Source organism: Streptomyces sp. B21-105, from assembly GCF_036898465.1.
In the GTDB taxonomy this organism is placed as follows: Bacteria; Actinomycetota; Actinomycetes; order Streptomycetales; family Streptomycetaceae; genus Streptomyces.
The window spans coordinates 5,980,331-5,999,590 of sequence record NZ_JARUMJ010000001.1 but is presented as its reverse complement, the minus strand read 5'-3'; the positions used below and the strand labels follow the sequence as shown (position 1 = coordinate 5,999,590).

Below are 19,260 nucleotides of genomic sequence, written 5' to 3'. Positions count from 1 at the left end.
GGCCAGAGAATCACTCGATGTGATGACATCAGTCGGCGAAACGCTTCACCCAGGCACTTTCTCCCCGCTGAGGACGTGATCACACATCGAGGCCGCTGTCGCCGTCGCCTCCGCGGGTACCCCCGCTCGAATCGCCGAAGTCCTCGTCGTAGTCGGGCGGGGTGGTGGCCAGGCCCAGAGCCTCGCGCGCGGTGACGGTCGTGGTGCCGTCCACGACTTTGTCGGCGGTGTCGTAGTGCTGGTTGAAGGCGTCCACGTCGGAGGCCTTCGCCGCCGCCGCCCACTCCTTGCTCGACCGCTGCATGTCCTTCACCAGGGCGGCCATCGGCGCCCGGACCGTCGCAGGCCAGGTGCGGCCGCTCAGCACGGCCGCCTGCGCGGCGGTGACGTCGCCGACGTCCCCGGCCCAGGTCCGGTTGCCCTTCAGGTCGTCCTGCGGGGGATCCTTCGGCACCTCGAAGAGCGCCTCGTCGACGGCGGCCATGGCCTTCAGGAAGGCCAGCTGGTCGGCGTCCAGGGTGGTCTCGTCGGCGCGCAGCGAGCCGGTGAGGGTGCCGCCGTCGTCCACGTTGCCGAAGACGCAGGTGATCTCACGGTCACCCCAGTCCCAGCTCTCGGAGGTGGGCGTGAGGTAGTAGACGTCGACCTCCTCGGTCACCGCCCAGGTGTCCATCGCGTAGGCGTGCCGGAGCGTGTAGCACTTGTCGTCGGCCACCTCCACGACCTCGTCCTCGCCGGGGTAGTCGCCACCGGGCAGCGGGACCGTGGCGAACACCTCGGCGTCGTGCTCGCCGGAGCAGGGCACGTCGTCGACGTCGTAGACGTCCTTGCCGAGCATGTCGCCTGGCACGTCGAAGCAGTCGCCCTTGGCGAGCGAGAAGCTGGAGCCCGCGCCTTGGCTCGCGCCCTCCTTGAACCCCTGCCAGAACTCGGAGGCTCCGCCGGTGGCCAGCATCAGGATCCACAGCGCGAGTCCGACGCTGGACAGGACGGCGCCGGCGATCGCCATTCCCTTGCCGCGCTCCCCGCGCTTTTTGATCTGCGCCAGCGCGATGATCCCGAGCACCAGGCCCACGGCCGGCAGGAAACAGAGGATGCCGAGCACGAGGGCGGCGATGGCCACGCCGTTGATGGCCGAGGGCCGCCCGTAGGGGCTGTACCCCTGCCCCCAGACCGGGTAGGGCGCCGCCCCGTAGGGGGCCTGCGGGTACGCTCCCCGGGCGTACGGGTCGTGCGGGGTGTACGGGGACGGCTGCTGGGGCGGGGTGAACGGGTCCTGGGGGACCGGGCCTTGAGGGTAGGGACCCTGCGCGTAGGGGCCCTGCGGGGGCGGAGGCTGGTACGGGTCCTGGGGCTGGTGGGGCCCCGGGGGCGGAGGTATGGACACGAGTACCGTGCTCCTGGTTCAGACGGGCCGGACGGTTCGGGCGATCGGGCGGTCGGGCGGTCGGGCGGGCGCGCTGACGGGTGTCGCGGTCACCGGGGACGGCCGACCGCCGGGACCGGTGGTGGACATCGGTGGTGGACATCGGTGGTGCGAACGACGGCCGAGCTGGTTCCTTCGACCGGCGACCGTCAACCGGTAGCCGGTAGCCGGTCGTCGCGTCGCCCGGGTCAGTCTGGCAGGGGCCGCTGACACCCGGCACCCGGGACGACGCCGCGCTACCCGGCGTCGTGCGGCCGGCCGGCGAGCCTGAGCTGCTCCTCCTCCACGATCCGGCGGGCGAGGCCGTCGTCGGAGACGTCGACCGCGTCCGGCGTCGCCTCCGCCGTGTCGCTGCGGCGGGCGTAGGCGTCGAACAGCCGGGTCTTGTTCTCGAGGATGCGCAGCAGCCGGTCGTCCACACTGTCGGTGACCAGCAGGCGGTGCACCTGGACCGCCCGCACCTGTCCCATGCGGTGCGCCCGGGCCACGGCCTGGTGCTCCAGGGTCGGTTTGATCTGCGGCTCGCACAGGACGACCACCGACGCGGCCTGGAGGTTGAGTCCCACGCCGCCCGACTCGATCTGACAGAGCAGCACCGCGGGGCCCCCGGCGGCCGTGAAGTCGTCCACGAGCCGCTGCCTCCGGACGGCCGGGACGTCGCCGGCGATCGGCCCGAACACGTCGCCGCCCAGCGTGCCCCGGACCGCCGTGAGGACGTCGCGGAAGTAGGAGAACACGACGGTCTTCAGGCCGTTCTCCGCGGCCTCCCCGACCAGTTCGCGCAGCCGCTGGAGCTTGGCGGACTTCTCGGGGTCGGCGTACGCGGCCCGGCGCATCGCCATGAAGTTGCCGGCTGCGACCGCCGCCCGGTACGCGTCCTCGTCGGCGGCGCTGAACTCCTCCCACTCGTCGACGTGGATCAGCGCGGGCAGTTCGGTGAGCACGTCCTGCTGGTTGCGGCGCAGATAGGCGGGGGCGACCGCCTTGCGGAAGACCTGCGGGCCGGCGGCCGCGTAGCTGTCGTGGACCGCGGGGACGAGTTCGGGCTGGAGGCAGCGCACCAGGGCGCGGAACTCCTCGACACGGTTCTCCATCGGCGTGCCGGTGAGGAACAGGACGCGGTCGCACAGCCCGGTCCACACCGCGACCGAGCGGGCGCGCCGGGTCTCGGGGTTCTTGACGTAGTGCGCCTCGTCGACGACGAGGAGTCCGGGCGGCGGTGCGCCGTCCGGTTCGGGCAGGGTGTGCAGCACGTCGAAGGTGGTGACGGCGACGCCGCCGCGCTCGCGCCAGTCGGCGTAGGCGTCCCGCCGGTCCGGTCCGTGCACCGGCACCGCCGTCAGCGTGCTGCGGGCGCGGATCTCCCGGGTCCAGTTGATGAGCACGCCGGCCGGGCACACCACCAGGAAGTGGGCATGGCCCTCGGCCGCCAGGTGGGCGAGCACGGCGATCGCCTGGACCGTCTTGCCGAGCCCCATCTCGTCCCCGAGGACGACCCGGCGCCGGGCCAGCGCGAACCGCGCGCCGAACGCCTGGTAGCCGCGCAGGGAGACCCGGCGGTGGGTGTCGTCGAGCGGCTGCGCGTGCACCTGCTCGGCCACGTCCGACGGCACGAAACCCTCGGCTGCCGCGGTGTCCGACGGGTGGGCGCAGATCGCCGCCAGCACGCTGTAGTACTCCGCCGAGCGCACCTCGAAGTCGACCCACGGCTCGAACTCGGAGGCCGGTTCGCGCAGCAGGTCGGCGGTGGCCTGCGCGAGGTGCAGCGCCACGCCGGTCTCGGCGGCCTCGGCCGTCAGCGCGGTCAGTTCGGTGACGGCGGCGCGCGCGGCCCCCCGGCGGGGCCGTCCGGCGAGGGCCAGCCGCAGCCGGCTGGTCGCCGGGCGGGCCGCGGGCAGCAGTTCGCCGAGCCGCTTCTCGTACCGTTCGGCGGCGGCCACCGCGCGGGGCAGCCCGGGGCCGGCCTCGACGAGCCGGTACAACGCGCCGACCAGGGCGGCGGTAGCGGGCTCGGGGTGGTCGACGTCGATCCGCACGGAGACGGTCTCCCCGACCGCGCGGGCGATCTGCCGGGCGGCGGCGAGGACCTGGTCGGCGGTCTGCGCGCCGACGCCGGGGATCAGCCGGAGCTGGTGACGGCCGGCCTCGTACACCTCCCGGACCGAGCCGAAGCCGGCCGCCTCGACCGCCGCGAGCCGCAGCCGCCCCTCGGTGACGTCCTTCAGCCGGGTGAGCGCGACGGACCCGAGCTCCGCGGCGACGAGCGCGTCCCTGAGCGGCGCGTGAGCGGCACGGACGGCGTCCACGGCACGGGCGTGGTCGGTCCGCAACGCGAGGGCGGCGTCGTACAACCGCATACCGTCCGCGTAGAGCTCCCCCATCCGTGTCACGCCCGCCCCCTCACCCGCGCACCGAACACCTCCCATGCTCGCATCGGACGGGACGTCCTGGACCCTGCGGGGTACGGCTGACGACGAACAGCACGCACGTCCGCACCGACCACCGGCCGCCGCCGGGAGAGGCCGGTCCGGGACCGGTGACGATCTCGTGGCCCGCGCCTCACCGAGTCGCTACCGTTGAGCCATGACCGCACTGCCCGACTGGATGCGCCCACCGCGTGCGGAAGGCTGGTTCGCGGAGGACCTGGACCGCCTCCCCGAGGCGCCACGCCACACCGAGCTCATCGACGGAGCCCTCGTCTTCATGACGTCGCCGCAGCGAGCCTGGCACGGCCGCCTCGTCACCGCCCTGACCACCACGCTCATGGCACAGTCACCGCCCGGCATCGAGGTCGAGCGGGAGATGACGATCCGCCTCGATGCCCGGAATCGCCCCGAGCCGGACCTCTTGCTGACGAACCTGCCCTACGACCCCGACCGCACCTGGTACGCCCCGGAGGACGTGAAGCTCGTCATCGAGGTCGTCTCACCCGAGTCCGCGCACCGGGATCGCACGGTCAAGCTCCGCAAGTACGCGGAAGCGGGCATCGCGCACTACTGGTGCATCGAGGACGAGGACGGGGATCCCGTCGTCCACGTCTACGAACTCGACGAGCCGACCGGTTCCTACGCGCCCGCGGGCATCTTCCGGGGCTCCCTCACGCGCCCTGTGCCCTTCGAGATCAGCCTGGACCTCGACAAGCTGACCCCGCCCCGGCGCGTCTGACTAGGGCGTGTACGAAGCCGCGGGCACGGCTGCCCGCAGGCGGAACAGGACGGTCCCGATGAGCTTGTCCTCGGGGCAGTAGCCCAGCTGCTTGGAGTCCCTGGAGCCCGGCTGCTCGCCCAGGAGGACGAGCATCCCCGGCGGCACGTGCGTGCCGGGGCACCGGCCGGCCCAGCGCGGCACGGGCTCTCCGGCGACGGCCACGATGCGTTTGACGTACCACCCGTCGCACAGGTCGGGCGCCGGGCCCGTGACGGTGCCCCAGCCGTGCTCGGGGTGCGGTGCGACGACGACGGCCACCCGGCCGGTGGCGACCCGGCGTCTGCCGCGGAGCAGCAGGAGCCGGTCGCCGGGCATGAGGGTCGGCGACATGCTGTAGCCGCGGACGGTCACGGCCACCAGCCGCCCGCGCGCCAGCAGCAGGGCCCCGGCGAGGACGAGGAGGGCCGCCGCGGTGAGGAGCAGCGGGGCCGCGGCCGTCACCGGACGGTCTCCTCGTAGCCCTGGGCCTGTGTGGTGAAGAGCTCGGCATAGGCGCCGTCGGCGGTCATGAGCTGTTCGTGGGTGCCCGCCTCCCGCACGGTTCCGTCGGCGATGACGACGATGGCGTCCGCGGCACGCACGGTGCCCAGGCGGTGGGAGACGAGGATGCTCGTCGCGCCCCGGCGGAGCGAGGTGAGCCGGTCGTGGACGTGGCGTTCGGCGACCGCGTCGAGGCCGGTGCCGGGTTCGTCGAGGATCATGAGATCGCGTTCGGAACGCATCAACGCCCGGGCGAGCGCGAGGCGCTGCCACTGGCCGCCCGACAACTGGACGCCAGCGCCGGTGTCTTCCGTGTCGTCGGGGAAGAACATCCGGCTGAGCATGGTGTCGTACCCCTGCGGGAGGCGGGTGAGGGCGGTGTGGATGTCCGCGTCGTCGGCGGCGGCACGGATGCGGCCGTGGTCGTGGAGGGAGCCGAGGTCGCCGAGGCCGATGTTCTCCCCGGCGGTGAGGTCGTACTCCATCGGGTCCTGGAAGACGACGCTGATCCGCGTCCGGAGCTGGTCCGCGGGGAAGTCCCGGATGTCGATGCCGTCCCAGTGGATGCTGCCGCGCTGCGGGTCGTACAGGCGGCACAGCAGTTTGACGAGGGTGCTCTTGCCGGCCCCGTTGAGCCCGACGACGGCCAGGCTGGTGCCGTGCGGAACGGACAGGCTGACTCCGCGCAGGATCCACGGTCCGTCGTCGGTGTAGCGGAACCAGACGTCCCGCAGTTCGAGGCCCCGGCTCAGCGGCGGCGGGGCGATCGGCGCGGCCGGGGCGGGGAGGTCGTCCGCGACCTCGACGACGTGCAGGTAGTGGCTGAACATCAGGGCCGTCTGGTGGCTCTGGGCGATGCATCCCACCAGGCCGACGAGGGCCGTCTGCATGCCGGCGAGGGCGGCGACGAGGAGGGACACGTCACCGGCGGTGAGGGCGTGGACGGCTGCCTGGTGCACGCCCCAGACGAGCGCGCCGGTGGAGACGCCGGCGCCGAGGACGGCGAGGGCCGTCTCGTAGGTGACGAGGCGGCGGTCGAGCCGTTCCTCCTGCCGGTTGATGCTGTCGAGGTCGGTGCGCAGGCGCTCCGCGAAGTATCCGCCGAGGCCGTAGAGGCGGATCTCCTTCGCCGCCTGGGTGTCCGTGAGGAGCCCTCGGTAGAAGATCTGGCGGCGGGCGAGGCTGCTGGTGCGCCAGAACATGTCCGCGCGGTGCCGGCTGTTGGCCAGGTGCGCGAAGAGGGCCGGGACGGCCGCGACGACGAGGACGGCGGCCAGGGTGGGGCTGACGAGCAGGAGACTGGTCAGGAATCCCGCCAGGGTGAGGACGCTCTGGGCGCCCTGGAGCGCCGCGCCGACCAGCCGCTCGGCCCCCTGCGCGCTCTGGACGGCGAGTTGGACCCGGTCGTGGAAGGCGGGCTGTTCGAGCTTGGACAGACCGCTGAGCCGGTTGACGGCCATGAGGAGCTCGCTCTGGGCCCGGGTGGAGGTGGCGCGGCGGATGCGGCCGTCGGCGTAGGAGGAGACGGCCGAGGCGGCGGCGAGGAGGACCGTGAGCAGGCCGATGCCGGCCGCGGCCCAGTTGAGGTCCGAGGCGCGGAACCCGTCCGCGGTGAGGCTGTCGACCACGTACTTGAGCAGCCAGGAGGCGGCCACGGGGGCGGTGCCCGCGATGACGACGGCGGCGACGCGGGCGGCGAGGGCCCCGGGGCAGGACCGCACGGTGAGGGCGAGCACGGCGCCGAGACCGCGCAGGAATTCGCCGGGGCGGGAGGCGGCGGACCCGCTCATGCGGTGACGGGGTCGAGCGCGGGCAGGGACCCTTGGCCGATGCCCGTCCCGGTGACGGTCCCGTCGGCGTCGAGGAGGACGAACGAGGGGTGGTGACGGACGCCGAAGGCCGCGGCGAGCGGACCGTTCGGGGGCTCGGTGGCGGTGAGTTCGGTGAGCGGGCCGACCACTTCGAGCAGGGGGCCGGCGTCGGCGGGCGGTCCGCTGACGACGGCGACGAGCCGCGCGCCTGACGGGGTGTTCGCCTCGGCCCAGCGCTGGATTCCGGGGAGGCTGTCCCTGGTGGGCCCGCAGTTGGGGCGCAGGAAGCAGATGAGGGCGGGGTGCCCGGCCAGACCGGCTTCGCCGACCTCGCCGCGGGGGGTGTGCAGGGTGAACGCGGGCGTGCGGTCGCCTTCCCGGACGGCGAGGGCCGGCGGACCCGGGGGCGCGGCGGCCGGAGCGGGGGCCATCGCGGTCCGCCAGCGTTTGCTGACGGCGACGGTGAGAAGGGCGTTGACGAGGGTGACCGCCGCGAGAAGGGCGAGGCCGGCGATGGCGTGGCTCACTGCGTGATCGTCCTTTCAGCGTCGGTCGGTGCGGGACGTCGGCCGGGGCGGGCGGAGAAGAAGGAGGCGAGGTCGTCGGTGAAGACGGCGAGCGTGGTGAGGTAGCCGGCGACCGCGACGGCGAGCCCGAGCGCCGGGGCGTCGAGGTCGGTGGCGGTGCCGTGGGTGAGGGCGACGGCGCCGCCGAGAACCGCGAGCGCGGTGAGGACGGCGTTGCGTGCGACGTGCCAGGGGCCCATGGGCACGGTGGTCCTGCTGCCGAAGCAGGGACAGCCGGCGGGGCTGCCGCGCCGCATGGTGGTGACGGCGACGGCGCTGAACGCCGTGCACAGGGCGGCGGCGGCGACCAGACCCGCGGTGAGCGTGCGGGGCACGGCGAGGAGCACGGCGGCGAGGAGTTCGGCCGCGGGCACCAGGACGGCGAGCGCCGGGCGGGCGGCGGCGGGCAGGCGGGTGAGGTCGCCCAGTGCCGCGGCGAACCGGCGGCGGTCGCGCAGCTTGGCGAGGCCCGCCACGGCCAGCACGCAGATCAGGGTCAGGCGGCAGACGAGCAGCAGGTCGGACAAGGGTGACTCCGGAGGGAGGGATGCCGGGCCGGCGCGGGCACGGGGCGAGCGGCTCGGTGCAAGCCGCACAGGGCGGGCACGGGGCGGGCCGCACGCGGCCCGCCCCGTGGTGGTTCAGCAGTAGTCCCAGCTTCCGCAGCTGATCTTGCACGCGCCGGTGTAGCAGCAGCGACGGCAGCGCTGGGCGCTGGTGCTCCACTCGGTGTAGCAGTCCGGCGGGCAGCCCGCGTCCGCCACGGCCTTGGGCAGAATCCGCTCGATCAGACGGCCCGCACCGGCCTTCAGTGTGCGCATGGTTCTCCTCTTCCTGTGGGGATGGGATGTGCGTACTCCGCGGTGCGGCCGCGGTCCGCGGCCGCACCGGGGCTCAGGAGGCCGCCGGTACCGGTTCGCGGTCGGCGGCGGAGGGAGCGGCGACGACGCCGTCCCGGTAGCTGAGGATCGTGGGGAAGGCGGGGACCCGCAGGGCGCCGAACAGCGGTGCCGCCTCGGACCCGGGCACCACCTCGTCCGCCGGCCCGACGAGTTGGGCGGTCAGGCTGCTCTCGACGGCCTCGGCGCCGATCACCAGGGCCAGCACCCGGCCGCCCGTCGCCCGTGCCCGGTCGGCCCGTGCGGCGAAGTCGGGGAGGGCGTCGGTGCAGGACGGGCAGTCGTGGGAGAAGACGCCCAGCAGCAGTTCCCCGGAGCGGAAGTCGTCCTGGGTCAGCGTCCGCCCGCTGAGCGCGGTGGCGGTGAAGTCCGGTAGTCCGTCCCCGGGTTGGGGCCCCTGGGCCGCGAAGTCGCGGTGCCGGCTGACGGCTTCGAGTTCCTGCCAGCGGCGCAGGACGACCAGGAGCAGGACGAGGTTGAGCACGGCGACGGCTCCGACGAGCACGAGACCGGCTATGACGTATGGCACGTTTCTACCCCCTGGGCGCGGTGGCACTTGGGAGCAGTGTGAGAGGTGGGGCCTGCCAGGAGGATGCCAACACCTTGCCAGGAGCATGACGGGCTGAGCACCATGACGGCATGCTTGCCACGGGGTCATATTTTCGAGTGCTCGGCAGAGTTGAATGGACCGTCGACGGACACCCCAGGACCATCGGGCGCCGCCGCGAGCGTCTGCTGCTGGGCTTACTCCTGCTGGAGATGGGCCGGCCGCTGCCGATGGACCGGCTGATCGATCTGCTGTCGGACGAGGACGAACGACCGAGGTCCCGGGCCGACCTGTATGTGAACGTCTGCCGGCTGCGGGCGAGCCTTCGCCGGGGCGGGGCCGACGGGTCGGTGCGGCTGGTGCGGAGCGGCTCGACGTACACCCTCACCGGCGATCCGCAGCTGGTGGATGTGCACCGCTTCAGCCAGCTGGTCGACCGGGCTCAGCGGGGCACCGAGCCGCAGGAGGTGTCACGGCTCGCCTCGGCCGCCCTGGCCGAGTGGCGGGGGGCGGTACTGGAGGACGTCGCCTCCGAACGAACCCGCCGAGGGGTCGCCACCGCCTTCGACGAACTGCTGATCTCGGCGCAACTGCTGCGTGTCGCAGCGGAGTTCAAGCTGCGCAACTACGCGTCGCTCGCCGCGGAACTCGCGCGGCTCACCGCGGAGCATCCCGAGCACGAGATGTTCCTGGCCTTCCGTGCCGCCACGCTCTACGAATGCGGCCGCCGCGCCGACGCGCTGCGCGTGCTGTCCTCCGCGCGCGCCAGCATGTCCGCGCGGCTGGGCCTGGACCTGAGCCGCGAGCTGCAGGATCTGCGCGGCGCGATCCTGCGCGACGACCCCGTCAACCACCACATCTTCCGCTGCGGCGCCCTGGGCGCCGCATAACCCGCACAACACCCCACCCCGCGGCACCCACACCGGCCCGCCGAACGGCGCGGCCGGACGCGGGTGGGAGTGCGGCGGTTCACCGAGTCGCCCGCGTGGTGGGCGAGGTAGGTGTCGCGGACGACGTCGACGATGTCCTGGCGGGAGGCCGAAGGGGTGGGACCCCTCCTGCACGGCGGCCGGCTCGTCCTGGTGCCCCCGGCCACCCGCCGCGCGCCGGAGCGTTTCCTCCGGCTTCTGGCGGACGAGGCCGTCACCGTGCTGAGCCACACGCCTCGGCCTTCCACCAGCTCCTCCAGGCGTACGCGGACGATCCACGGCTCGGCCGACGGCTCGCGCTGCGCTACGTCGTCCTCGGCGGCGAGGCGCTCGACTTCCGGCGGCCGGCGGAGTGGTACGCCCTGCATCCCGGCGACGAGCCGGTGCTGGTCAACGTGTACGGGATCACCGAGACCACGGTCCACGCGAGCCATCTCGTGAGGCTTGCTTCAGCTGCGGGGCGGCGTTGGCGTTGCCCGAAACGTGGGTCCAGGCGGCGGCGACACCGACTGCGGTGGCCAGGAACTGGCGTCGTCCGAGACCGTATGACCTCATGGAAGATCCTCCTTCGGACCTGCTTGTTCAGTGCTTGGGAGCGGGTGGGACACAGTGCCGAGGTGGGGATCGACCGGTCCGAGTCGGTTCTACGACGACGCCGGCGCCGGCTCCGCGACGCCGGTGCTCAGCTACTTGATCACGAGCGGGTGCAGTACCCAGGCGTCGACCGCGAACCCGAGGCGCGTCCCCGGTGCGGTGTGGGCCTGAAGTCGCCATGGGCTCTGCCCTGTGGGGTAGAACCGCAGGGTGAGGACCTGGCCGGTGGTGATCAGGAAAATCTCGGCGATGGAGTGGTCGACGACGACGCGCAGGTCGACGGGCCGGTCAGCTGGGCAGGGCATCCGGTAGGAGCCGCCGCGGGCCCGGGGGTCCAGGGAGGCGTGGTCGCGGTCGACGACCAGTTCGCCCGCATCGGCATCGAGGCGGATGTCGAGGTACTCGGAGCCGTCTGGGGTCGTGAGGAGCCGTAGACCGGCGTTTCCGGTCGGCTCCAGACGGGCCGTCAGGTCGAAGGCGCGGCCCACGGTGCCGAGGTCCGCCGGCTGCGTGCCGTTCATCTCGCCTGCGGAGTGGATGCTGTGCCTGCCGCGCAGGGCGAGCAGTTCGGTGGCGGGCTGCTGGCCCAGTGTGCCGTCGTCGTGGATGTGTATCTCGCGGGGCAGGGTAAGGACGCCGGCCCATCCGTCCGCGACCGCCCAGGCTTCGTCGCGGGCTTCCCACGACCAGCCCCACAGCAGCCACCGGCCGCCCGGTGCACGCAGCAGGGCGGGTGCGTAGCAGTCGGGGCCGTGGTCGACGGGTACCGGTGGGCCGGCCTTGAAGTGGCTGTCGTTCTCTTCGCCGATCAGGGCTGCGAGGTGCTGCGGGCCGGTGGGTTCGGTCCATGCGCTGAGGATGAGGGCGCCGCGTCCGTCGGCTGCCGGGAGGTATTGGGGGCATTCCCAGCCCTCGCCGGTGAGCAGTTCGGTGCCACCGATGGGCTCCGGACGGCGGGCCGCGAAGGGCCCCCGGTAGGTCCAGTTCTCCAGGTCGGGCGAGTCGTAGAGAAGGGCGGCGGCGTGGCCGTCCGCGAGGGCGGCGCCGACCAGCATCCGCCAGCTGTCTCCGTCCTGCCAGACATAGGGGTCGCGGTACATGGTGCAGCCCTCGGGCAGCTCGGGGATGAGCAGTTCGCCCCGCGGTCGGAAGCTGTCGCCGCCGTCGTGGGAGACGGCGCAGGTGACGGGCTGGTGTTGGAACGAGCGGGTCTCGCGGTGCGCGGAGTAGAAGGCGACGAGACGGTCTCCGTCGGAGACGGCGTTGCCGGAGAAGCATCCGTCGACGTCCTCGCCATCGGGGGTCGGGGCCAGGGCGATCGGCAGCGGCTCCCAGCTCAGCAGGTCGGGACTGCGGAAGTGGCCCCAGTGCATGTTCGCGTGGGTCGCTCCGTACGGGTTGTACTGGTAGCACACGTGGTAGTGGCCGTCGTGGAAGACCAGCCCGTTGGGGTCGTTGATCCAGTTGCGGGGCGGGCGCAGGTGCGCGACGGGGAAGTGCGGATCGCGGGGTGGGATGGACACACGCGCGCCTTTCGGTGTGGCAGAGGGGCCCGCCCCGCCGGCCCTCTGATCGGCGGGGCGGCGGGCCGGCGGGGCGGGGGTCTTCAAGGCCGCATGCGGCCCGAAGGTCCGGATACGACACTCAGGTCCGGATGCGGAATTCCACGCTCAGCTGCTGCTCCCGTCGTGAGCTGGGGCCGACGCGGAGTGCGAACTCACCTGGTTCGACCACACGGCGGTTGTCGGCCGTGACGAGTGAGCAGTGCGCGGCAGGGATGCTGATGTCGACGTCCAGGGTTTCGCCTGGAGCGATTTCGACCTGGGTGAAGCCCTTCAGCTCCTGCTCGACCCACGTGACGCTGGTGGTCAGGTCGCTGATGTATGCCTGGACCGTTTCCAGGGCAGGACGGGTGCCGCTGTTGGTGAGTCGTACCGTGGCGTTGACGGTGCCGTCAGCGGTGACCTCCGGGTCGTGCACGGCCAGGTGGGAGTAGGTGACGGTGGTGTAGGTGAGGCCCTCGCCGAACGCGAACAGGGGGTCCTGGGTGAGATCCGCGTAGCGGGTTCCGTGCTGGCCTCGCACCTGGTTGTAGAAGACCGGTTGCTGTCCGACGTGGCGGGCGAAGGAGACCGGGAGCCGGCCGCTGGGTTCGATGAGTCCGAGGAGGAGTTCGGCGAGGGCGCGGCCACCGCGCATGCCCGGGTTGAACGCCTCGATGAGTGCTGCCGAGTCGAGGGCCGAGTCCGGGAGGGTGCTCGGCTTGGACTGGGCGAGTACGACGATCATCGGTGTGCCGGTGGCGGCGACCGCGTCCAGCAGTGCGATCTGGCCTCCTTGGAGGTCGAGCGTGGCCGTGGAGCGCACCTCGCCGGTGAGGGCGATGGTGTCCCCCACGACCACGACGGCGTAGTCGGCGGCCTCTGCGGCGGCGCTGGCCTCCTCAAGTTTTGCCTGGTCGACCGGGGCAGGGGTGAAAATATCCGGCTGTGGCTGGCCGTCGGGCCCGAGGGACCACCCGGCGTTGGAGGCGGGGCTTTCGATGTCGGCTCCGCGGGCGTACGTGATGGTCCAGTCGGCCGGCGCGACGGCGCGCAGACCGTCGAGCACCGTCTCCACCGACTCCCGTGGATGGCCTTCGGGCATCCACGGGACCTGGCCGGTGGCGCCCGCCCAGTCGCCGAGCATGGCTTGCGGGCTGTCGGCGTTGGGGCCGATGACCGCGATCGTCCGCTGCTTGCCTCGGCTCGCGGCGCGGCCGGTTCCGTCCGAGGTCAAGCCGCCTTCGAGGGGCAGGACCCCGTCGTTGCGCAGCAACACCAGGGAACGACGGGCGGTTTCGAGGTTGAGGTCGGCGTGTGCTCGGCAGCCGATCACCTGCGCCTGCCGCTCGGGGTCGGGGGCGCGGGGGTCCTCGAATAGCCCGAGTTCGAACTTCAGCCGTAGAACCCGCCGTACCGCGTCATCGATCTGCTTCTCTTCAACCAGGCCGCGGGCGATCGCCTCCTGCGCGCCCTCGAAGAACTGCGGCGTGGCCATGATGAGGTCGTTGCCGGAGTTGACGGCGACCGCCGCCGCCTCGGCATAGTCGGCGCAGGTGCGCTGGTCGTAGACCATCCGGCCGACGTTGTCCCAGTCGGTCACCAGTGTCCCGGTGAAGCCCCACTCGCCCTTGAGCACATCGTTGATCAGCCAGTGATGCGCGGTGATGGGCACCCCGTCGATGGACTGGTAGCCGAGCATGAAGCCGCGGCATCCGGCCCGTACCGCCTGCTCGAAGGGGGGCAGGAACCACGAGCGCAGCTTGCGTGGGCTGAGATCGGCCTCGCTCGCGTCGCGCCCGCCCAGGGTCTCGGAGTAGCCCGCGAAGTGCTTGGCGTACGCCAGCACCGCGGTCGGATCGCTGAGACCCTCACCCTGATAGCCACGCACCATCGCCGCCCCGAGTTCGCCGATCAGGAACGGGTCCTCGCCGAACGTCTCGTTGATCCGGCCCCAGCGCAGGTCCCGCGTGATGCACAGCACCGGGGAGAAGGTCCCGTGGATTCCGGTCGCCGCGATCTCGGTCGCGGCCGCTCGGGCCACCCGGTGGAGCAGGGAGGGGTCCCAGGTGCAGGCCATGGCCAGCTGGGTCGGGAAGATGGTCGCACCCGGCCAGAACGAGTGGCCGTGGATGCCGTCGTCGGCTGTCAGCAACGGTATGCCGAGCCGTGTCTGCCGGGCCAGTTCCATGGCCTGCGGCATCAGGTCGGGAGACACATGCAGGACCGATCCGGCCAGCTTGGCCCACACGATGTCCGCCAGATCCCCGTGTTGCGCGTCGAGCATCAGCAGCTGCCCGACCTTCTCCGGCAGGGTCATCCGGGACAGCAAGTCGTCGGTTCTCGCTTCCACGGACGCTTCCGGATCCAGGTACGCGGCAGAGTGGACCGGCTGTCCCACGGTGTTCTCCAAGAGATGAGTCGTCACAGATCAGAGGGTTGATGGGCGACGGTGAGTGCTTCGTCGCGCGAACCTTGCCGCCCGGCGCGGCGGGGCTCGCGTGCCGTCCGTCCGCCGCTCTGGGCGGGACCGGTACGGCATGGGGCGGCGGGGCGGGAGCCGGGGTGTCATTTCAGGCCGGTAGTGGCGATGCCGGCCACGAACTGTCGCTGGAAGAGCAGGAAGACGATCATCACCGGCAGCAGGACGACCATGGCGCCGGCGAGCAGGATGCCGAAGCGGGTGAAGGACTGTCCGCTGCTGGCCAGGGCGAGGCCGACGGGGAGGGTGTACTGGCTCTCGTTCTGAGCGACGACCAGGGGCCACAGGAAGTTGTTCCAGGAGCCGAGGAAGGTGATGATCCCGAGGGTGGCGAGGGCGGGCTTGGTCAGCGGAAGGATGATCTTCGCGAAGATGGCCAGTTCGCGGCAGCCGTCGACGCGGGCGGCGTCGATGAGTTCGTCGGGCAGGGTGGAGATGAACTGCCGCATCAGGAACACCCCGAAGGGCGTGGCCAGGAACGGCAGGATCAGCCCGAGCAGGGAGCCGGTCAGCTGCATGTTGGCCACCAGCACGTACAGCGGTACGAAGGTGACCAGGCCGGGGATCATGAGCGTCCCCATGACCAGCAGGAAGACGGCGCGCTGTCCGCGGAACTCCAGCTTGGCCAGGGCGTATCCGAGCATCGAGCAGAAGATCAGATTGCCCGCGGTCACGGCGAGGGCCACGATCACGGAGTTGGCGAACATGCTCGTGAAGTCGAGCGTGCTGAACAGCTCGCCGTAGTTGGCGGTCGTGGGCGCCGTGGGTATCAGGACGGGCGGGACCCTGCGGATGTCGGCCTCGGGCTTGAACGACCCGGACAGCATCCACAGGAACGGCGCGATCATCAGCAGCAGGGCGCCGGCGAGCGGTAGGTACAGCCAGGGCCGGCCCCAGTTCTGGCGGATACGGCGGCGCCTCAGGGCGCGGTCCGTGCCCGGTTGTGGGTTTCGGAGAGTGGAGAGGGTGCTCATGAGGCATCAGTCCTTGTCTCGCAGCACGCGGAACTGCAGCACGGTCAGCGCGACGATGAGGACGAAGATGACGTAGCCGGCGGCCGACGCCATCTCGTAGTTGCCGTTGCCGAACTGTTTGTAGGCGTACAACGTCGCCGACAGGGTGGAGTCCAGCGGCCCGCCGTCGGTCATCACGAACGGCTCGTCGAAGAACTGCAGATAGCCGATGCCGGTGGTCACGGCGGTCAGCAGCAGGGCCGGCCGCAGGAGCGGGAAGGTGACCCGCCAGAACCGCTGCCAGGGCCCGGCGCCGTCGAGTTCGGCCGCCTCCATCAGGGACTGTGGGACGGACTGCAGACCCGCCAGCATGATGATCATGACCGTGCCGAGGTTGCGCCACACCGCCATCACGATCATGACGGGCAGGGCGAAGCGGGTGTCCGCCAGCCAGGCCGGACCGTCGATCCCGAACCAGCCCAGGACGAGGTTCGCCAGTCCCGCGCGAGGTTCCAGGAGCGTCTTCCACACCACGGCGACGGCCACGATGCTGGTGATCACCGGCAGGTAGAAGCCGACCCGGAAGACGGCCCGGAAGCGGCGGATGCCCCGGTCGAGGGCAACCGCCGCCGCGAGCCCGGCGGCCAGGGTCAGGGGCAGGGCCACCAGGACGAACACGGCCGTGTTGCGCAGGGCCGTGAAGAACTGCGGGTCCTCAAAGAGGCGTACGTAGTTGTCGAAGCCGACGAACGACACGTTCAGCGGTGTGCGCAGGTCCGCGCTCTTGGTGTCGGTCAGGCCCATCAGCAGCGACCACACCACCGGCAGCAGCATGAAGGCCAAGAACAGCGCGAGGAACGGAGCGGCGAGGACCCAGGCGGCCAGGGCCTGCCTGCCGCGCGCCGTGCCCCGGAGCCCGGAGTGCCGGCGATCGGCACTCCGTTCCGACCCTGCGGTGCCCTGCTCGTGGGTGTCGCCCCGCTCGGGGAGCGTTTTCGTGGACATGGATGTCATCCGTCCGTACGAGGGGTGTCCATACGAGGGGTACTCACGCGGCGGCGCTCAGCGGCCGGTGCCGATGCTGGTGGCCTTGGACTGCAGCGTCTTCTGCACCTCGGCGACGGTGGACTTGCCGAGGGTCAGCTTCTCCAGTTCGGAGTCGATGGTGTCGGCGATCTGCTGCCAGGTCGTGATGGCGGGCGGCGCCTTGCCGACCTCGAGCTGCTCGGCGAACGCCTTCAGGTTCTCGTCCTCGGTCAGCTTCCCCTCGGTCCACGCCTGGGGCGAAGGAGGCAGGCTGCCGGAGGCCTTGGAATAGGTCGCCAGATTGGCGGGCTCGGTCAGGAACTGGGCGAACTTCCATGCCGCGTCGGGGTTCTTGGCCTCCTTGAACACCGCCAGGTCGCTGCCGCCGGCGAACCCGGCGGGCTGCTTGGTGTACGGCATCGGCATGGTCTTCCACTTGCCGTCCAGCTGCGGGGAGTCCTTGTGGAAGGTGCCGCCGGCCCACGCGCCCTCCTGGTAGACGGCGGTCAGCCCGTCCTGGAATTCCTGCACGTTGTCCGCCCTGTCGGTCGGCGCGAGGCCCTCCTTCGGAACGCTTGCGTAGTTCTCCAGCGCCTCGGCGACCTCGGGCGTGTCGAAGGTGAACTTCCCGGTCTTGGCGTCGTAGATGTCGCTGCCCTGCTGCCAGACCATGGGCAGCCAGAAGATCCATGAGTTGAAGCCCATCTTCAGCCCGCTGGCGTGGCGCAGCTTGGGGTTCTCCTTGCCGGCGGTGGCCTGGACGGCCTTGAGGTCCTTCAGGTATCCGTCCCAGTCGCCGGCCAGGGCGCCCTTGATGCCGGCCTTGGCCGTGAGATCGGTCCGGTAGAAGACCGCTTGGGTGTCGGCGATGAACGGGACGCCGTAGGAGGTGTTCTTGTACTTGGTGGTGTCCCACTGGCCGGGGTAGAAGTCCGAGGACTTGATCGACGTCGGTGTGGCCTGGAAGCCGTTCAAGGCGGCCATCTCGGCCATCCAGGTGCTGCCCACCATGGACATGTCCGGTGTGTTGCCGCCGGCTATCGCGGTGGTCAGCTTGTCGTGGGCGCCGTCCCACGGGACCGCGGTGATCTTGACGTCTGCGTCCGGATTCTCCTGCTCGAACTTCTTGGCCAGGTCCTTCAGGGGTTCGTCGGGGTCGCCCAGGGACCACATGACCACCGTCCCCTTGGCCTTGCCCGCGCCGATCTCGGCGGGGGCATCGTTGCCGGGGCCGGAATCCTCGCTCCGGCCGCAGCCGGTGGCCACGAGGGCTGCCGTGACGGTGACGCACAGGGTCTGGACGGTTCTGACAGCGTGACGGGTAGTGATACGCATGATGCGGCTCCTTGCCGTTGAGCGAGACAGGCGCGGGGGGGCGGCGAAGGGTAGGAAGGGGCGGGCGCCCGGATGGGCCGGCCCACGAGTGGGCAGCGTCTGTGGTGACAGCGGCTGCGGTCCCTCGCGGGTCGCGGTGGGAGCGTCCGACGCGGAGTGGGTAGCGGCCGGGCGGGATGTGCCAGGCGCCCCTTCGGTGTCCCGGATCGGGAACGCGCGGGCGGAAAGCGCATGGGGCGGTGGCGCGTGAACGCAGGCGCAGCCGCCGGATGTGGTGAGGAAGGCGAGGCCCGAAGAGGTTCGCCTAGGTTTCAAGGAGACGGGGGCGGTGCGTGCGTCACCGGCAACGCACCGCCCGGCCGCGAGGCGCCGTCATTCGCTCATCGCGATGACGTCGCGTCAGTTCGAGCTCGGCTCTAACGTCGAGCCGCGGATCACGAGGCTGGTGGGAACGACGCGCGAGGGAGCGGCCTCCGGCGATCTGCGCACGTGGTCGAGCAGCAGCCGCGCCGCTGCCTCACCCATTTCCCGCATCGGCTGGCGGATGGTGGTCAGTGCCGGATAGGTGTACGACGCCACCTCGACGTCGTCGAACCCCACCACGGCGACATCCCGCGGAATCTTGAGGCCGGCCTCGTGCAGGGCCGCGAGCACGCCGGCTGCCAAGGGGTCGTTGTGCCCGAAGACCGCGTCGAACTCCACGCCGTCCGCGAGAGCTTGCGCCACCGCGCTCCGGCCGTCGTCGAACAGGAAGTCGCCGCAGATGATTCTGCGCGGGTCGAGTTCGATCCCGGCCTGCGCATACGCGTCGACGAAGCCGCCCAGCCGTTCCTGCGTGCAGCCGTACTCATCAGGACCGGTCACCACCAGAGGGCGACGGCGGCCGAGGTCCAGCAGGTGACGCGCCGCCTGCTCACCGCCCTCCCGGTTGGTGGTGGCCACGTAGGGGAATCCCGGCCGCTGGAAGCGGTCGTCGATCAGCACCACCGGCAGTCCGGCCTCGTGCAGTTCCGTGATGGATCCCAGGGCCCCCTCGGGCTCTATCACCAGCAGCCCGTCGAACGACTTGGCAGCGACCTGCAGGCCCAGCCTGCGCAGTGACTCCTCACCACGGTTCCAGGTCAGCATCCGCAGCCCGAAGCCCTCGGCCTCCAGCGTTTCGACGACCGCCTGCACTATGCCGGCCCAGGCCCAGGCCAAATCAGGGACCAGCATCCCGATCATCTGGGTCGTGCCGCGTGCCAGCCCCACGGCTCCCGCGCTCGGCACATAACCAAGCTCCGAGATCGCCTTGCGGACCTTCAAGACGGTGTCCTCGCTGATCTCGCCCTTGCCGTTCAGCACCCGCGAGACCGTCGTCTTGCTGACCCCGGCCCGCGAGGCCACGTCGGCGATAGTGACTCCCATGTCACCTCCCCTCCCTTCCTGCAGAGGCGGAAGACTTCCTCCCGCTCCCAAAGGGCC

General features: G+C 71.3%; 16 protein-coding genes and 1 pseudogene. 3 read left to right on the top strand and 14 right to left on the bottom strand.

Annotated elements, in window-relative coordinates; genetic code table 11:
• Nucleotides 1–79: 79 nt before the first annotated feature.
• Both QA802_RS27235 and QA802_RS27230 read right to left on the bottom strand, forming a co-directional pair.
• Entirely contained in the window at nt 80–1,387 is a 1,308-nt protein-coding gene (locus QA802_RS27235; RefSeq protein ID WP_334527799.1) for a DUF4190 domain-containing protein, read from the bottom strand.
• Nucleotides 1,388–1,662: 275 nt separating this feature from the next.
• Nucleotides 1,663–3,807 (bottom strand): DEAD/DEAH box helicase, encoded by a 2,145-nt coding sequence (locus QA802_RS27230; RefSeq protein WP_334534917.1) that lies wholly within the window; start codon nt 3,805–3,807, stop codon nt 1,663–1,665.
• A 202-nt stretch (nt 3,808–4,009) separates the two neighbouring features.
• Between QA802_RS27230 and QA802_RS27225 the strand changes: the two genes are divergently transcribed.
• Entirely contained in the window at nt 4,010–4,591 is a 582-nt protein-coding gene (locus tag QA802_RS27225) for a Uma2 family endonuclease (protein WP_334527796.1), read from the top strand.
• On the opposite strand, the gene QA802_RS27220 is transcribed toward QA802_RS27225, so the two are convergent.
• From QA802_RS27220 to QA802_RS27195, 6 genes are all read right to left on the bottom strand, one after another.
• On the bottom strand, nt 4,592–5,074 hold the full coding sequence (locus QA802_RS27220) for a S26 family signal peptidase (protein ID WP_334527793.1): 483 nt from the start codon (nt 5,072–5,074) through the stop codon (nt 4,592–4,594). It abuts the gene before it with no gap.
• Complete coding sequence (locus QA802_RS27215) at nt 5,071–6,903, bottom strand: ABC transporter ATP-binding protein (protein ID WP_334527791.1); 1,833 nt, start codon at nt 6,901–6,903, stop codon at nt 5,071–5,073. Before QA802_RS27215 ends, QA802_RS27220 begins: the two co-directional genes overlap by 4 nt.
• Nucleotides 6,900–7,451 (bottom strand): TlpA family protein disulfide reductase, encoded by a 552-nt coding sequence (locus QA802_RS27210; protein ID WP_334527788.1) that lies wholly within the window; start codon nt 7,449–7,451, stop codon nt 6,900–6,902. Before QA802_RS27210 ends, QA802_RS27215 begins: the two co-directional genes overlap by 4 nt.
• Nucleotides 7,448–8,017 carry a MauE/DoxX family redox-associated membrane protein gene (locus QA802_RS27205; protein ID WP_334527785.1) on the bottom strand — a complete coding sequence of 190 codons (570 nt, stop codon included), beginning with the start codon at nt 8,015–8,017 and terminating at the stop codon, nt 7,448–7,450. Before QA802_RS27205 ends, QA802_RS27210 begins: the two co-directional genes overlap by 4 nt.
• Before the next feature lie 114 nt (nt 8,018–8,131).
• Complete coding sequence (locus tag QA802_RS27200; RefSeq protein ID WP_057584405.1) at nt 8,132–8,311, bottom strand: hypothetical protein; 180 nt, start codon at nt 8,309–8,311, stop codon at nt 8,132–8,134.
• A 73-nt stretch (nt 8,312–8,384) separates the two neighbouring features.
• Nucleotides 8,385–8,918, bottom strand: a complete 534-nt coding sequence (locus tag QA802_RS27195; protein ID WP_334527783.1) for a redoxin domain-containing protein — start codon at nt 8,916–8,918, stop codon at nt 8,385–8,387.
• 110 nt (nt 8,919–9,028) lie between these two features.
• On the opposite strand from QA802_RS27195, the gene QA802_RS27190 reads away from it, so the two are divergent.
• Both QA802_RS27190 and QA802_RS41660 read left to right on the top strand, forming a co-directional pair.
• The gene (locus QA802_RS27190; RefSeq protein WP_334527781.1) at nt 9,029–9,826 is read left to right on the top strand and encodes an AfsR/SARP family transcriptional regulator; all 798 of its coding nucleotides are present in this window, start codon (nt 9,029–9,031) and stop codon (nt 9,824–9,826) included.
• A 159-nt stretch (nt 9,827–9,985) separates the two neighbouring features.
• Nucleotides 9,986–10,326 (top strand): annotated as a pseudogene (locus tag QA802_RS41660) (AMP-binding protein); the annotation flags it as partial.
• A gap of 225 nt (nt 10,327–10,551) precedes the next feature.
• Here the strand turns inward: QA802_RS41660 and QA802_RS27185 are convergent.
• The 6 genes from QA802_RS27185 to QA802_RS27160 all read right to left on the bottom strand — a co-directional run bounded on the left by QA802_RS27185 (nt 10,552) and on the right by QA802_RS27160 (nt 19,203).
• Nucleotides 10,552–11,982, bottom strand: coding sequence for a glycoside hydrolase family 32 protein (locus QA802_RS27185; RefSeq protein WP_334527778.1), 1,431 nt, complete (start codon nt 11,980–11,982; stop codon nt 10,552–10,554).
• 121 nt (nt 11,983–12,103) lie between these two features.
• A complete protein-coding gene (locus QA802_RS27180; protein ID WP_334534915.1) occupies nt 12,104–14,401 on the bottom strand; it encodes a glycoside hydrolase family 3 N-terminal domain-containing protein in 2,298 nt (765 codons plus the stop codon).
• A 167-nt stretch (nt 14,402–14,568) separates the two neighbouring features.
• Complete coding sequence (locus tag QA802_RS27175) at nt 14,569–15,456, bottom strand: carbohydrate ABC transporter permease (protein ID WP_334527775.1); 888 nt, start codon at nt 15,454–15,456, stop codon at nt 14,569–14,571.
• A 6-nt stretch (nt 15,457–15,462) separates the two neighbouring features.
• Complete coding sequence (locus QA802_RS27170) at nt 15,463–16,449, bottom strand: carbohydrate ABC transporter permease (protein ID WP_443042180.1); 987 nt, start codon at nt 16,447–16,449, stop codon at nt 15,463–15,465.
• Between the two features lie 48 nt (nt 16,450–16,497).
• Nucleotides 16,498–17,796, bottom strand: a complete 1,299-nt coding sequence (locus QA802_RS27165; protein ID WP_334527769.1) for an extracellular solute-binding protein — start codon at nt 17,794–17,796, stop codon at nt 16,498–16,500.
• Between the two features lie 399 nt (nt 17,797–18,195).
• Nucleotides 18,196–19,203, bottom strand: coding sequence for a LacI family DNA-binding transcriptional regulator (locus QA802_RS27160; protein ID WP_334527766.1), 1,008 nt, complete (start codon nt 19,201–19,203; stop codon nt 18,196–18,198).
• Nucleotides 19,204–19,260: the final 57 nt, after the last annotated feature.

Bases quoted from the DNA above. Each gene is read 5' to 3' on its own strand.
- QA802_RS27190 (WP_334527781.1), top strand. From the start codon at position 9,029: ATGCTTGCCACGGGGTCATATTTTCGAGTGCTCGGCAGAGTTGAATGG.
- QA802_RS27175 (WP_334527775.1), bottom strand. From the start codon at position 15,456: ATGAGCACCCTCTCCACTCTCCGAAACCCACAACCGGGCACGGACCGC.
- QA802_RS27170 (WP_443042180.1), bottom strand. From the start codon at position 16,449: ATGACATCCATGTCCACGAAAACGCTCCCCGAGCGGGGCGACACCCAC.
- QA802_RS27230 (WP_334534917.1), bottom strand. From the start codon at position 3,807: ATGGGGGAGCTCTACGCGGACGGTATGCGGTTGTACGACGCCGCCCTC.
- QA802_RS27160 (WP_334527766.1), bottom strand. From the start codon at position 19,203: ATGGGAGTCACTATCGCCGACGTGGCCTCGCGGGCCGGGGTCAGCAAG.
- QA802_RS27225 (WP_334527796.1), top strand. From the start codon at position 4,010: ATGACCGCACTGCCCGACTGGATGCGCCCACCGCGTGCGGAAGGCTGG.
- QA802_RS27165 (WP_334527769.1), bottom strand. From the start codon at position 17,796: ATGCGTATCACTACCCGTCACGCTGTCAGAACCGTCCAGACCCTGTGC.
- QA802_RS27200 (WP_057584405.1), bottom strand. From the start codon at position 8,311: ATGCGCACACTGAAGGCCGGTGCGGGCCGTCTGATCGAGCGGATTCTG.
- QA802_RS27215 (WP_334527791.1), bottom strand. From the start codon at position 6,903: ATGAGCGGGTCCGCCGCCTCCCGCCCCGGCGAATTCCTGCGCGGTCTC.